General features: G+C 64.6%; 15 protein-coding genes. 7 read left to right on the plus strand and 8 right to left on the minus strand.

The window, feature by feature from the left end:
• Positions 1 to 140: 140 nt before the first annotated feature.
• Both rny and SRB521_RS01295 read left to right on the plus strand, forming a co-directional pair.
• Positions 141 to 1691, plus strand: coding sequence for a ribonuclease Y (rny, locus tag SRB521_RS01290; protein ID WP_033117055.1), 1551 nt, complete (start codon positions 141 to 143; stop codon positions 1689 to 1691).
• A 115-nt stretch (positions 1692 to 1806) separates the two neighbouring features.
• Positions 1807 to 2610 (plus strand): DUF4358 domain-containing protein, encoded by an 804-nt coding sequence (locus SRB521_RS01295; RefSeq protein ID WP_165366519.1) that lies wholly within the window; start codon positions 1807 to 1809, stop codon positions 2608 to 2610.
• A 55-nt stretch (positions 2611 to 2665) separates the two neighbouring features.
• On the opposite strand, the gene SRB521_RS01300 is transcribed toward SRB521_RS01295, so the two are convergent.
• Both SRB521_RS01300 and SRB521_RS16615 read right to left on the minus strand, forming a co-directional pair.
• Complete coding sequence (locus SRB521_RS01300; RefSeq protein WP_075705110.1) at positions 2666 to 3433, minus strand: hypothetical protein; 768 nt, start codon at positions 3431 to 3433, stop codon at positions 2666 to 2668.
• A 51-nt stretch (positions 3434 to 3484) separates the two neighbouring features.
• Positions 3485 to 3619, minus strand: coding sequence for a hypothetical protein (locus SRB521_RS16615; RefSeq protein ID WP_257534798.1), 135 nt, complete (start codon positions 3617 to 3619; stop codon positions 3485 to 3487).
• 104 nt (positions 3620 to 3723) lie between these two features.
• Here SRB521_RS16615 and SRB521_RS01305 point away from each other — a divergent pair, with 104 nt between their 5' ends.
• The 4 genes from SRB521_RS01305 to SRB521_RS01320 all read left to right on the plus strand — a co-directional run bounded on the left by SRB521_RS01305 (position 3724) and on the right by SRB521_RS01320 (position 8232).
• A complete protein-coding gene (locus SRB521_RS01305) occupies positions 3724 to 4020 on the plus strand; it encodes a helix-turn-helix domain-containing protein (protein WP_243647722.1) in 297 nt (98 codons plus the stop codon).
• A 97-nt stretch (positions 4021 to 4117) separates the two neighbouring features.
• A complete protein-coding gene (locus SRB521_RS01310; protein ID WP_033117033.1) occupies positions 4118 to 4897 on the plus strand; it encodes a TIGR00282 family metallophosphoesterase in 780 nt (259 codons plus the stop codon).
• A 42-nt stretch (positions 4898 to 4939) separates the two neighbouring features.
• Positions 4940 to 6040 carry a metallophosphoesterase family protein gene (locus SRB521_RS01315; protein WP_075705112.1) on the plus strand — a complete coding sequence of 367 codons (1101 nt, stop codon included), beginning with the start codon at positions 4940 to 4942 and terminating at the stop codon, positions 6038 to 6040.
• Entirely contained in the window at positions 6037 to 8232 is a 2196-nt protein-coding gene (locus tag SRB521_RS01320; protein ID WP_116721520.1) for an ATP-binding protein, read from the plus strand. Before SRB521_RS01315 ends, SRB521_RS01320 begins: the two co-directional genes overlap by 4 nt.
• 76 nt (positions 8233 to 8308) lie before the next feature.
• On the opposite strand, the gene SRB521_RS01325 is transcribed toward SRB521_RS01320, so the two are convergent.
• The gene (locus tag SRB521_RS01325; protein ID WP_075705114.1) at positions 8309 to 8797 is read right to left on the minus strand and encodes an N-acetyltransferase; all 489 of its coding nucleotides are present in this window, start codon (positions 8795 to 8797) and stop codon (positions 8309 to 8311) included.
• Positions 8798 to 8963: 166 nt separating this feature from the next.
• Here SRB521_RS01325 and lepB point away from each other — a divergent pair, with 166 nt between their 5' ends.
• Complete coding sequence (gene lepB, locus SRB521_RS01330; RefSeq protein WP_242943977.1) at positions 8964 to 9578, plus strand: signal peptidase I; 615 nt, start codon at positions 8964 to 8966, stop codon at positions 9576 to 9578.
• Between the two features lie 152 nt (positions 9579 to 9730).
• On the opposite strand, the gene SRB521_RS01335 is transcribed toward lepB, so the two are convergent.
• The 5 genes from SRB521_RS01335 to gap form a co-directional block, all read right to left on the minus strand.
• The gene (locus tag SRB521_RS01335; RefSeq protein ID WP_075705115.1) at positions 9731 to 10366 is read right to left on the minus strand and encodes an ABC-2 transporter permease; all 636 of its coding nucleotides are present in this window, start codon (positions 10364 to 10366) and stop codon (positions 9731 to 9733) included.
• Positions 10363 to 11223 (minus strand): ABC transporter ATP-binding protein, encoded by an 861-nt coding sequence (locus SRB521_RS01340; RefSeq protein ID WP_033117027.1) that lies wholly within the window; start codon positions 11221 to 11223, stop codon positions 10363 to 10365. The genes SRB521_RS01335 and SRB521_RS01340 overlap by 4 nt, the downstream gene beginning before the upstream one ends.
• 1 nt (position 11224) lies before the next feature.
• Positions 11225 to 11599 (minus strand): GntR family transcriptional regulator, encoded by a 375-nt coding sequence (locus tag SRB521_RS01345; protein WP_075705116.1) that lies wholly within the window; start codon positions 11597 to 11599, stop codon positions 11225 to 11227.
• A gap of 201 nt (positions 11600 to 11800) precedes the next feature.
• Positions 11801 to 12322: a TIGR04002 family protein gene (locus tag SRB521_RS01350; RefSeq protein ID WP_075705117.1), complete on the minus strand. Its 522-nt coding sequence runs from the start codon at positions 12320 to 12322 to the stop codon at positions 11801 to 11803.
• Positions 12323 to 12498: 176 nt separating this feature from the next.
• Complete coding sequence (gap, locus tag SRB521_RS01355) at positions 12499 to 13512, minus strand: type I glyceraldehyde-3-phosphate dehydrogenase (protein ID WP_033117054.1); 1014 nt, start codon at positions 13510 to 13512, stop codon at positions 12499 to 12501.
• Between the last annotated feature and the right edge of the window lie 219 nt (positions 13513 to 13731).

The following is a 13731-nucleotide window of genomic DNA, read 5'->3' on the forward strand; positions in this document are numbered from 1 at the left end:
GGATGTTTTTCACAAAATCGTGTGGGGCGGCGCTGCGCGCCGGGGAAAGCGCGGTACCGCAGGGTCCTGCACGAATCATTTTATGCAAAATGCAGCATGTCAAAAATAAAAAAGAGAAAGTGGAGGTGTTTTCAGAATCTATGGATGTCACGACAGTCATTGTCGGCATTGTCTGCTTCGCAGTTGCGGCAGTTGTATTTTTTGTCCTGGGTAACCAGTACCGGAAGAACGTTGCCGAAAAGGAGATCGGCAGCGCCGAGGAAGAGGCAAAACGCATCATCAACGAGTCCATCAAAAGCGCCGAGAGCAAGAAGCGCGAGGCACTGGTGGAGGCCAAGGAGGAAATCCTGAAGGCCCGCAACGAGTACGAAAAAGAGGTCAAGGAGCGCCGCTCCGACCTCCAGAAGCAGGAGCGCCGTCTCCAGCAGAAGGAGGAGACCCTGGACCGCAAGACCGACAACATCGAGAAGAAAGAGGAGACCCTTTCCCGCAAGCTCGCCGAGCTGGAGGAGGCCCGGGAAGAGGTGAACACCCTCAAAAAGTCCGAGATGGATGTGCTGGAGCGCATCTCCGGCTTCACCGCCGAGGAGGCCAAGAACTACCTCATCGCCCAACTGGAGGCCGACGTCACCCACGAGTCCGCCATGAAGATCAAGGAGATTGAGGCCCACTACAAGGAAGAGGCCGACACCATCGCCCGGGAACTCATCTCGGGGGCCATCCAGCGCTGCGCCGCCGACCATGTGGCCGAGGCCACCGTCTCCGTGGTGCCCCTGCCCAACGATGAGATGAAGGGGCGCATCATCGGCCGCGAGGGCCGCAACATCCGCACACTGGAGACCATGACCGGCGTGGACCTTATCATCGACGACACGCCGGAGGCCATCACGGTCTCCTGCTTCGACCCGGTCCGCCGGGAGATCGCCCGCCTGGCCCTGGAGAAGCTCATCCAGGACGGACGCATCCACCCCACCCGCATCGAGGAGATGGTGGAGAAGGCCAAGCGGGAGGTGGACGCCACCATCAAGGCCGAGGGCGAGCGGGCCGTCTTTGAGACCAACGTCCACGGCCTGCACCCGGAGTTGGTGAAGCTCCTGGGCCGTATGCGCTACCGCACCAGCTACGGACAGAACGTCCTCAACCACTCCATCGAGGTGGCCCATGTGGCCGGTCTGCTGGCCGCCGAGATCGGCGCCAACGTGACCGAGGCCAAGCGGGCCGGCCTGCTCCACGACCTGGGCAAGGCCATCGACCACGAGGTGGAGGGCTCCCATGTGGCCATCGGCGTGGAACTGGCCCGGAAGTACAAGGAGTCGGAGAACATCATCCACGCCATCGAGGCCCACCATAACGATGTGGAGCCCCGGACCGTGGTGGCCTGCCTTGTCCAGGCGGCCGACGCCATCTCCGCCGCCCGGCCCGGCGCCCGGCGGGAGAACCTGGAAAACTATATCAAGCGGCTGGAAAAGCTGGAGGAGGTCACCTCTTCCTTCCCCGGAGTGGAGAAATCCTTTGCGATCCAGGCCGGCCGCGAGGTCCGCATCATGGTCAAGCCCGACCAGGTCTCCGAGGATCAGATGGTTCTGCTGGCCCGGGATATCGCCAAGAAGATCGAAGAGGAGCTGGAGTACCCCGGACAGATCAAGGTCCATGTGCTCCGGGAGACCAAGGTCATCGAGTACGCGAAGTAAAAGCACGGAAAAGGCGCTCCGGACTTCCGGAGCGCCTTCCTTCTGTCCGGGGGAACTTTTTGGAATCTCCCGCCGTCTAAAGGGACAACCACCACGAAAAGGAGAATGTATCATCATGAAGAGATTTCTTTCCGCGGCTGCGGCCGCAGCCCTGGCCCTCTCCCTGAACACGGCGGCCCTGGCCGCCGGCGGCTATGCCGGGAGCATCACCATAAACGGCACGGCGCTGGACACCTCCGGGCTTCCCGCCGCCTCCGCACCGTACACGGCGGTGCCCCTGCGGAGCGTGGCGGAGGCCGATTACGGCTACGCCGCCTGGTATCCCGAGGAGGGCCGCTCCTTCTTCTCGCTGGACGGGAACAGCATCTATGTGGACTGCGCCACCGGGGCCATCGAACTCAACGGGGAGGCCCAGACCGGCATGACGGCGTCCTTCGCCCAGGGAGTCACCTTCGTCCCCGTGGGGCTGCTCAATCATCTGGAGGGCTACACCGCCACGGTCCAGGACAGCCGGATCGCCATCGCCACCCCCAACGGGGAGGCCCTGACCAAGCTGGCCCGCCAGATCATCGCCAAGGTAGAGCTGGGGGCCTCCAACAAGCCCGCGGAGTCCGAGCTCAAGGAGTACTACGGCCTGGACACCGCCCGCTTTGACGAGGTGGCGGCCTTTTTCCCCATGATGATCAGCGCCGATACCATTGTCATCGGCAAGGTCAAAAGCGGGGAGATAGACGCGGTGAAGGAGGAGCTGGAGGCCGTCCGGGCCCGGACGCAGCAGAGCTTTGAGCAGTACCTCCCCGAGCCCCTGGAGCGGGCCAAGAACGGCCGGGTGGTCACCAGCGGGGACTATGTGATGCTCATCATCTCCGGGGACAACGACACCGCCATCCAGATGTTCCGGGACGGCGTGAAGGGCTGAACACGGAGAAAACAGACAGACGGCGCGCGGAGCTTGTCCGCGCGCCGTCTGCAGTTCAGGCAGGCGCTTCGCTGAAGAGGATGCGGAAATAGGGGAGCATCCCCTCCACGTCCAGGCTGCCGCTCTCCACCCGGTAGGACATGGCCTTGCCAGTGAGACGGAGGGTGATGGTGGTGTCCGTCCCGTCGGTGGAGATGGCGGCACGCTCAAAAAAGCGGTTGTCCTCCCCGATGGAGCCCATGGGGAAGCTGTGGGGGTAGCGGAGGCCGTGCTCACCGATAAAGTCGAAGACCCAGTCGTCGTTTCCGGCGGCCTCGGCGGGGTCTCCGGTCTCCAATACCGTGTTCTCCAGGCGGAGGACCAGGGCATCGGCGCCGGAGTCGTAGGAGACCGAGGTGTGGGGGATGCGGATATCGGCCTCCAGGAAAGACTGGATGTCGGGACCGCTGCCCAGGGGGACTAGGGAGACGGAGAGATCGTTGAGCCCAACCCGGGCGTCAAAGACCGCCAGGGGGCAGTCCGTGCCGGGGGACATACCGAAGGAGACCTGGGCCTCCCGGTCGTTCCAGGCGCCTGGGAGCTGGGCACCGACGGGGGCGGCATCCGGGCCGGCGGACTCCGTGGGGGTGGGGACCGGGGAGGGCTCCGGCGTGATCTCGGGAGCAGGCTCCGACGCCGATGGAGATGGGGACGGCGTGGGGGAAACGGACGGTGTGGGGGCCGGCGTAGGGGAGGCGTGGGTGATGGGCTTGTCCCCGGAGCAGGCGGAGAGGGAAAATGCCAGCGCCAGGGCACAGCAGAAGGCGCACAGTCGACAATTCATCGGAAGATCCTCCTTTTTACGGCACCAGTATACCGTATGGGAGGCAAAAAATCAAACCTCCTCTTCGCCCTCTTCCACGGCGGCCAGAAAACGCGTCTCGGCGTTCTGCCGGACGATCTCCAGGATATCGATGATGCGGGACAAGTCGCTGAACAGGGCGTAATACAGTTTTTCATAGTCGGGCATAATTCATTCCTCCGATTAATTAAAATAAATTATATCAGTATAATTGACTTTGATTCCAATAATATATTGTTATACTCAAAAAATCAAGTGTGGTTGAAGATATGATGATATATTTTGGAACAAAACTGAAACAGCTCAGAGAGGAGCGCGGCCTGACACAAAAAGAGCTGGCCAAAGGGATGGAGCTTTCTCCCTCTATGATCAGTATGTATGAGGGCGGAGGTTCTTACCCATCTGTGGAGATTTTGATCCGGCTGTCGCATTACTTCCGGGTCTCCACAGACTACCTGCTGGGCGTCAGCGACAGCAATGGCTATGATCTCTCCGGCCTGACAGACGAGCAGGCCGTCTTAGTGAATGAACTGATTCGTCAATTCGAGCAGGCCAACGCGCGGAAGTGAGGGCGAGAGCCCTCACTTTTTTCCTGCGGAAACAGGTCTCGCTTTTTGGCCGGAAATCGCATATAATAAAGGTTACTGCATTTGGGGAGGGACGGATATGATACTCAACGTACTGACCGTGGGCGATGTGGTGGGCGAGCAGGGACTGGACTTTTTAACGCGCCATCTCCGCGCCCTGCAAAAGCTCCACGACATCCATTTCACCGTGGTCAACGGGGAAAACGCCTCCGGCGTGGGCATCCTGCCCCGGCAGGCCAGGGCCATTTACGACGCCGGGGCCGACGTGGTAACCCTGGGGAACCACACCTGGAACCGCATCCAGATCAAGGACCTCCTCCCGGAGGCGCCCTGGCTCCTCCGTCCCGCCAATTACACCAGCCGGGTCCCCGGCCGGGGACTGGGGATCTACGACGGCCCCAGGGGGCTGCGCATTGCGGTGATGAACCTCATCGGGCGGTGCGAAATGGACTCCAATTTTGACAACCCTTTTACCGTGGCGGACCGGCTGCTCCACGGTCTGGACGCGGATGTCTGTCTGGTGGACTTCCACGCCGAGGCCACCAGCGAGAAGGGCGCCATGGGGTTCTATCTGGACGGGCGGGTCCAGGCGGTGTGGGGCACCCACACCCATGTGCCCACTGCCGACGCCAAGGTGCTCCCCAGAGGGACGGGCTTTCTCACCGACCTGGGTATGACCGGGCCCGCCCAGTCCGTGCTGGGGATGCGCCCGGAACAGGCCGTCAACCGCTTCCTGGGCGGGCTCCCCATGCGCTTTGAGCCCGCGCCCGGCCCCTGTAAGCTGGAGAGCGCCGTCTTTTCCATCGACACCGACCGGCGCCGCTGCGTCGGCGTAGAGCGGGTGGACGTCGGGGAGTAAAGCACCGTTTTTCCGCCACGATCCCTTGAAAGGAGCCTTTTCATGCTGCACATCCTCCATGCCGCCGATCTCCATCTGGACGCCCCCTTTGCCTCCCTCCCCGCCCACAAGGCCGCGGAGCGGCGGGCGGAGCAGCGGGACCTCATCGGGCGGCTCGCCGATCTTGCCAGAACCCGGGGGGCCGATCTGGTCCTTCTCTCCGGGGACCTGTTCGACAGCGCCGACACCTATGCCGAGACCACCCAGGCCCTGGCCAGAGCTCTGGGCCAGACCGGCTGCCCGGTGTTCATCGCGCCGGGGAACCACGACTATTTCACCCTCCGCTCCCCCTATTCCGCCCTGCACTGGCCGGAAAACGTACATATTTTTCGCTCCGCCGCGCTGGAGGCAGTGGAGCTTCCCGACCTGGGCTGCGCCGTCCACGGCGCGGCTTTCACCGCGCCGGCCCGGGAGGACTCCCCCCTCTCCGGCTTTGCCGCCCCGGGGGACGGTCTGATCCACCTGGGGGTCCTCCACGGGGAGGTGGACGGGAAGGGGCGCTACGGCCCCATCCCCAGGGCGGAGATCGCCGCCTCGGGCCTTGCTTATCTGGCACTGGGTCATGTCCACGCCGGGTCCGGCCTCCAGTGGGAGGGCGGCACCGCCTGGGCGTATCCCGGCTGTCCGGAGGGCCGGGGCTTTGACGAGCTGGGAGAGAAGGGCGGCCTGTGGGTGACGCTGGACGACGGGGCGATCTCGGCCGAGTTCGTCCCCCTGGCCAGACGGCGCTACCGCATCGTGGAGGCCGACGTCTCCCGGGCCGAGCGCCCGGAGGACGCCCTCTTAGCGGCTCTGCCGGAAGATGCCGGTGACGATATCCTCCGGGTCCTTCTCACCGGGGAGAGCGGTGTGGAGGGGCTGGACCTGGCCCCTCTGGCCCGCCTGCTGGAGGGGAGATGCTACAGCGCCGACCTCCGGGATATGACCCGGGTCCGCCGGGACCTGTGGAGCCGGGCGGAGGAAGACACCCTCACCGGGCTCTTCCTCCGCAGGATGCGGGAGCGCCTAGCCGCCGCGGGGGACGGGGACGAGCGGGCCGCCCTGGAGCGGGCCGTCCGCTTTGGCCTGGCGGCGCTGGAGCACGGGGAGGAGCCGATGGCATGAAGATCAAGAGAATGACCGCCACCTTCGGCGCGCTGGAGGGGGCGACCCTGGAGCTGGAGGAGGGGCTCAACCTGCTCCAGCTCCCCAACGAGGGGGGCAAGTCCACTTGGTGCGCCTTCCTGCGGGCCATGTTTTACGGGATCCCCACCCGGGAGCGGGACACCAGGACCACCCTGGCCGAAAAGAACCGCTATCAGCCCTGGTCCGGCTCCCCCATGGCGGGGGAGATGCTCCTCACCTGGGGGGGACGGGACCTGATCCTGCGCCGGTTCGCCAAAGGGGCCTCCCCCTTCGGCGGCTTTCAGGCGGTATACGCCGACACGGGTGAGACCGTCCCCGGCCTCACCGGGGAGAACTGCGGCGAGCGGCTGCTGGGGGTGGGCCGGGAGGTCTATCAGCGCAGCGCCTTCGTGGGGCAGTCCGGCGTGCCCATTGACGCCGATCCTGACCTGGAGAAGCGGATCGCCGCCCTGGTCTCCTCCGGGGAGGAGGACGTGTCCTACTCCCAGACGGAAAAGACCCTCCGAAGCTGGCTCAACCGCCGGAAGCACAACAAGACCGGCCTCATCCCCCGCCTGGAGGAGGAGGCGTCGGCCCTGACGGAGCGGCTGGCCCAGGCCCGGCAGGCCGCCCGCCGGGCGGCGGAGGCCCAGGCGCAGATCGGGGCGCTGACACGGCAGAAGGCGGAGCTGGAGGCGGAGTCCGCCGCCCAGCAGGCCCGGCGGGACTGGGCCCAGGCCGAGCAGTACCGCGCCGCTGTCCGGGAGCTGGAGAAGGCCCGGGCAGAGCTGGACGGCCTGGAGGGGGAGACCCTCCCCGACAAGGAAGCCCTGCGGGAGGCTCAGGGGGAGCTGGCTTACCTCAACGTGCTCACCTCCAGCCTGAAGGAGGCGAAAAACCAGCGTGAGCCCGCCCGCCGGGCGGTGGAGGCGGCGGAATCCGCCGCCGTGGACCCCATGTTTCCGGACATGGACCCGGATCAGGCATGGCGGCGGGCCGGGGAGGACGCTCAGCGGGCCCGGGCGCTGGAGAAGCGGGCCGGGACGGGCCTTCGCGCCGTCGGGATACTGTTTTTCGCGGCGGCCGCCGTTTCGGCGGTGATCGGGGCCCTCTCCGGGCGAAATCTTGCCTTTTTTGTCTCGGCGGCGCTGGAGGCGCTGGCCGGCGTGCAGTCGCTGCTGTCCGCTGGGCGGGCGGAGAAGAGGCGGGTGAAGGCCCGCGAGGAGATACTCTCCCGCTACGGCGCGGCGTTCCCCGACGACATTCTGGCGCGGGCCAATGCCTACCGGGACAAGTGGACGGCGGCGGCGGAGGCCCGGCGGGGGGCCGAGGCGGTGGAGCGCTCCATCCGGGACCTGGAGGAGCAGCGGCGGGCGCTGTGGGACAAGCTCCTCTCCTTTGTCCGGACCTTCGCTCCCGAGGCAAACGACCCCTTTGGCGCGTCCGCCGCCCTGTCCCGGGCCCTGGGGCGGGAGGAGCGGCTCTCCGCCGCCAGAGTGAAGGCCCAGGCGGCCCAGAGGCTGGTGGACTCCCTGCCCGCCCCGGCCGGGGCGGGGCCGGGCACGCCGCCCCCGCCCACGGAGCGTAACCCCCAGCAGACCGCCGCCGCTCTGGCGGCAGTGGGCGGGGAGCTCTCCCGGCTGCAGGGCGAGCTCTCCCACGCCGAGGGGCAGAGAACGGCCCTGGGGGACCCGGCGGAGCTGGAACACGGCCTGGAGGAGGCGGAGGAGGCGCTTGCGCGGCGGCGGGGCGAGTACCGCGCCCTGGAGCTGGCGCTGGAGGTCCTCTCCCAGGCCAACGGAGAGCTCCAGGCCCGGTTCTCACCGGCGCTCAACCGTCGGGCGGGACAGCTCTTCTCCGCCCTCACCGGCGGAAAATATGAGGAGCTCACCCTCACCCGTGCATTCGAGGCGGAGGCCCGGGAGGCCGGCGGTGTGCTGCCCCGGCGGACCGTCAGCCTGTCCCGGGGCACGGTGGACCAGCTCTATCTGGCGGTGCGTCTGGCGGTGTGTGAGCTGGCCCTCCCGGCGGAGGAGCCCGCCCCACTGGTGCTGGACGACGCCCTCAGCGACTTTGACGACGCCCGTATGGCCCTGGCGCTGGAGTGCCTGGAGCAGTATGCCGGGGAGCGACAGATCCTGCTCTTCACCTGCCATGGCCGGGAGCGGGCCTGGCAGGCGGGGCGGGGATAGAAAAAGGCCCCCATTCCTTTGGAAGGGGGGCCGGGGTGACGGAAGAGTCCCCGCTTTGCCCGACTGGGGGAAGGGGTCAGGGACACGGGGTCTGGTAGGCGATGCGGGGGCTGCCGTCCTCCACATAGATGACGCCGCAGCGCCGGAAGCCCGCCCCCTCGATGAGGCGCTGCATGGTGTGGTTGTCGTGGTGGGTGTCGATGCGCAGGTTGGCGCACCGCGCCCGGCAGAAGGCCGCGCACCGGTGGAACACCCCGGGCATCCGTCCGTCGCTGGCCACCCGGTGGATCACGCCGTAGGGCGCGTCGCTGAGCCAGGAGCCCCCCTCGATGCGGGCGTAGGTGGGATCGTCGCCCGGGAGAAAGGCAAAGGCGCCGTGGACCGCGCCGCGCTCATCCGTGTCCACGTAGAGCCGTCCCCGGCGGATATCTTCCTCCAGCAGAGCGGGGGAGGGATAGTCGTCTCCCCACTGGCTGGGGTTTCCGTGCAGACACATATAGGCGCGGGCGGAGGCGTACACTGCCAGCAGGGCGTCCAGATCCCCCGGTTCGGCGGGCCGTATCATGGCGCTCGACTCCTTTCCTCGTTCCATGCCCTTGGGTATCAGGGGCAGCTTTGACAGAGAATATCATAACACAAGCCGCCCCGCCGGGCAAGCGGGAGCCGGCTTGCAATCCAGGCACAAAAAGGGTATAATACCCTCACCTGTTTTCGATTGGGAGGGAAACCCCGTGTTTGAAGAAGAACATCTCGAGCCCCAGGAGAGCGGCGAAGAGGAGAGCAGGCTCTCCGACCGGGACGCGCTGAAGGTGGATCTCTACTTCTGGCTCCAGGCGCTGGTGATGGCCCTGGTGGGCCTCATTCTCGTCTTTACCTTCATCGGGCGCATCATCGGCGTGGACGGCTCGTCCATGATGCCCACCCTGCACGACCACGATATGCTGCTCCTGCAGTCCATCGGCTATACGCCGGAGTCGGGCGACGTGGTGGTGCTGAGCAAGAAGTCCTTTCGGGAGGGTCAGCCCATCGTCAAGCGGGTCATCGCCGTGGGGGGGCAGACCGTGGACATCGACTACGAGAGCAACACCGTCTATGTGGACGGGGTGGTCCTGGATGAGCCGTATATTCTGGAGCCCATGCGGGAGCTCCCCTCCCATTTTGCCACCCATGTGGTGGTGCCGGAGGGCTCTATTTTCGTTATGGGCGACAACCGCAACAATTCCACCGACGGCCGCAGCCCTGAGCTCGGCGTGGTGGACGAGCGGTGCGTGCTGGGCCGCGCCCTGTTCGTGCTGCTCCCCTTCCAGGACATCGGCCCGGTGGAGTCCATCTCCCGCCCGGCCTGAGCCCAAGGTTCCGTCCAAGCGTTCCCGTGAGAAAAAAGCACCGCGGCCAATCCGATTGGCCGCGGTGCTTTTTCAGTCTGACGAAAAACCTGTTGTTAGGAATCGCCTGTGGTCTGAGGTTGGGGTGTCCGATGAGGCGGGCCCTCCTCCCGTCAGAGGTCCTTTTCCCGGTAGATGCGCAGAGAGAGAAAATAGGAGGGGACCAGCGCCACCAGTCCCACAAGGGGAGCGGCGGCCAGCAGGGTGAGAAGGATGGAGGCGTCCAGACCCGCCTCGGAAAGGACCATCGCGCCGCCCACGGTCCCGCCTGTCAGGACGGCCACCACCAGGACCAGGTAGAGCCGGCCCCTCTGGGAGCCGAAGCGGAAGAGGAGGGGCAGCAGTATGGCGGTCATGAGGATACCGAAGCCGGCGGGGGCCACGGCGCTGAGCTCGGCCTCCAGCAGGGTGGCCGTGCCCGCCCGGCCCAGGAAGAAGAGCAGCGCCTGAAGCAGGGCGGCCAGCGCCAGGGCGGCCAGACTCACCAGAAGCGTGAAGAGGTATTTGGCCCGGACCACACCCGGCCGGCCCGCGGGCAGAGAGGCGGCATATTTGTCCCACTTGGCCTGCTCGTCATAGGAGAAGGTGTTTGCCGGGATCATGACGCACATGAGCACCAGGAAGGTGCAAAGAAAGGTGCCGTCGTAGACCCCCGTCAGGGAGAGAAGGAAAAAAACGCCCAGGATAAAGGCGTAGCTCCTGGCCAGGGTCCTCATGAGATAGAAGTCCTTTTGCAGCAGTCCTTTCACGCCTCGTCCCCCCTTACTGTGAATACCATGATGTCCTCCAGCGTTACCGGGTCCACCGTGAGCGCCGGATACTGCCTCCGGAAGGCACGGCGGTCCCGCACCAGGGCCTCGCAGCCGAACTGGCCTGTCCGGGCCCCAACCAGCAGCGCCGGGTCCACGCCCTGGAGGTCCGAGCGGGCGCAGGCCAGCCGCCCATAGGACTCCAGCAGCTCGTCCTTGGCCCCCTGCACCGCCACCCGTCCCCTGTGGAGGTAGGTCACATAGTCCGCGGCCTTCTCCAGGTCGCTGGTGATATGGCTGGAGAGGAGAATGGCGCGCCCCTCATCCTGGATGAAGTCCAGGAACTCGTCCAGCAGTTCGTTGCGCACCACCGGGTCCAGCCCCGAGGTGGGCTCATCCAGGAGGAGGAGCCGGGGGTGGTGGGACAGGGCGGTGGCGATGGAGAGCTTCATCCGCATCCCCTTGGAAAAGTCCTTGATCTTTTTGTCCCGGGGCAGCCCAAACTTGTCCAGATAGCCGTCAAAACAGCGCTGGTCCCAGTTCCGGTAGGCGCCGGAGAGGATACGCCCCACCTGGGGGGCCTTCAGCGGGTCGTGGAAGCTGGCCTCGTCCAGCACCACGCCGATGTCCTCCTTAAAGTCCGGCTCTGCCTCCGATACCGCCCGGCCAAAGACCTTGACCGTGCCGCCGTCCGGGCGGATCAGATTTAAAATGGCCCGCAGCGTGGTGGACTTTCCCGCCCCGTTTTCCCCGATGAGGCCCACGATGGCCCCACAGGGCACCGTCAGGTCCACCCGGTCCAGCCGGAAGTCCCCGTATTCCTTGCACAGACCCCTTACTTCAATGGCGTTTGTCATGTCAGTCGTCTCCATATAAAATCGTGAGCGCATCGGCCAGCTCCGGAAGGGTGACGCCGCCCACTTTGGCGATCTGTACCGCCTGGGAGAGGTGCTCCTCCACCCGCCGGAGGCAGTCCTCCCGGACCAGCTCCAGATCCCTGGGTGCCACAAAGCAGCCCTTGCCGGGCACGGTGGTGAGAAACCCCTCCCGCTCCAGCTCCTCATAGGCCCGCTTGGTGGTAATGACCGAAATGCGCAGCTCCTTGGCCAGCAGCCGCATGGAGGGAAGGGCCTCCCCCTCGCGCAGCTCTCCCCGCAGGATAAGGCCCTTCATCTGCTGGGTGATCTGCTCGTAGATCGGCACGCCGGCGCTGTTGCTGATGATGATGTCCATACGTCACCTCGAGATGCTATACTGTATATATCCAGCATATACAGTATAGACGCAATGCCCCTCTCTTGTCAATAGGGAAGGGAAAAATATTTCAAGCAAAAAAGGAAGAGGGCTGGAAGGGCACATGTTGGTAAAACGGGGCCCGGGAATGCCGCTGCGGCATTCCCGGGCCCCGTTTCCCAGTTCCCTACTCCCATGGACTCAGTGTTGAAGCGAAACATACAGCCTCTGCTTGAGATCTACCCGGTCCAGGACCCCGGCCAGCGCCAGGAAGAGGACGGCGCTGCCCACGGCCTGCACCAGATTGCCGGTGACCGACATCAGAAAGGCGGCCCAACCGCCGAATAGGAGGCCCTCGGCCAGATAATAGCCCACCACGGTGATGGCGCCGGCGAGAAGGGTGGCGGCGGCGTTCCGGCGGGTGAGCAGCCGCTCTCCCCGGCTGGAGAAGGGGAGGACCACCAGGGACTTGATGACGACGGTGGCGGGCATCCACATGGGCGCGGTGAGCAGGTCGGCAAGACCGGCCCCCACCACGGCGGCCCCAACGGCGTAGGGCGCGGGCAGCAGGGCGGCGGAGAGATAGATCAGCGCGTCGCCGAAGTGGACATAGCCGCCCGTGGCCCCGATGGGCACATGGAAGAGAAAGGCGGTCATGATGGTGATGGCGGCGGCCAGAATGGCGGCGGTGACCAGAGATTGCAGCTTGGTGTGGGCGCGCATGGCAAGGACCTCCTTGGAAACTTCTGCATCCAGAATACCACAGACTGAGCTGATTAAAATATCCAGTTTTGATGTATTTTATAAGGTCAGATTTGGCCGGAGGGTCCGGGAGCTGAAAAAGGGCCGTGTCCCGTCAGAAAGACGGGGCACGGCCCTTTGACCTGTGCGGGGAAAGATTACTTGTGGTCCACGGAGCTCATATAGGTGATGAGGTCCACCACCTTGTTGGAATAGCCCCACTCGTTGTCGTACCAGGACACGACCTTGACAAAGGTGTCGGTGAGGGCGATACCGGCCTTGGCGTCGAAGATGGAAGTGCGGGGGTCGGAGATGAAGTCGGAGGAGACCACGTCCTCGTCGGTGTAGCCCAGCACGCCGGCCAGCTCGCCTTCGGAGGCGGCCTTCATGGCGGCGCAGATCTCATCGTACTTGGCGGGCTTGGCCAGGTTCACGGTGAGGTCCACCACGGACACGTCCAGGGTGGGCACACGCATAGACATACCGGTGAGCTTGCCGTTGAGGGCAGGGATGACCTTGCCCACGGCCTTGGCAGCACCGGTGCTGGAGGGGATGATGTTATAGGTGGCCGCGCGCCCGCCACGCCAGTCCTTCTTGGAGGGACCGTCCACGGTCTTCTGGGTGGCAGTGACGGAATGCACGGTGGTCATCAGGCCGTCCTGGATGCCGAAGGCGTCGTTGAGGACCTTGGCGATGGGGGCCAGGCAGTTGGTGGTGCAGGAGGCGTTGGACACAAAGGTCATGCTGGGATCATAGGTTGTATTGTTGACGCCCATGACGAACATGGGGGTGTCATCCTTGGAAGGAGCGGACATAACGACCTTCTTGGCGCCGGCGTCAATGTGTCCCTGGGCCTTCTCCTTGGTGAGGAAGAGACCGGTGGACTCCACCACGTACTCCGCGCCGATCTCGCCCCAGGGGATCTCGGAGGGGCTCATCTTGGCGTAGACCATCACCTTGTGGCCATTGACGGTAATGCTGTCCTCATCATACTCGATGGTGCCGTCGAACTTGCCGTGGATGGTGTCGTACCGGAGCATGTAGGCCATATAGTCGGGGGTCATACCGGGGTCGTTGATGCCGACAAACTCCACGTCAGGGCGGCTGAGGCCCGCGCGGAATACCAGGCGGCCGATTCTGCCGAAGCCGTTGATACCGATCTTGATGCTCATAAGCTCATACTCTCCTTTGAAAATCATATGGGACCTCGTTTACGGCCATTATTATAATGCACCATCAAAAAAATATCAAGAGCCTATGAAAAGAAAATTCCATGGCTTTCGATAGTAAGTTTGTAAGGTGCGTAAAATTCGACAAATTTCGACATTTTCTCTTGTAGGGGGGCCCAATATTTGGTACACTTAAAGCAATTATAGTTTGAGCCCTCTGCG

Source organism: Intestinimonas butyriciproducens (assembly GCF_004154955.1).
Lineage (GTDB): Bacteria > Bacillota > Clostridia > Oscillospirales > Oscillospiraceae > Intestinimonas > Intestinimonas butyriciproducens.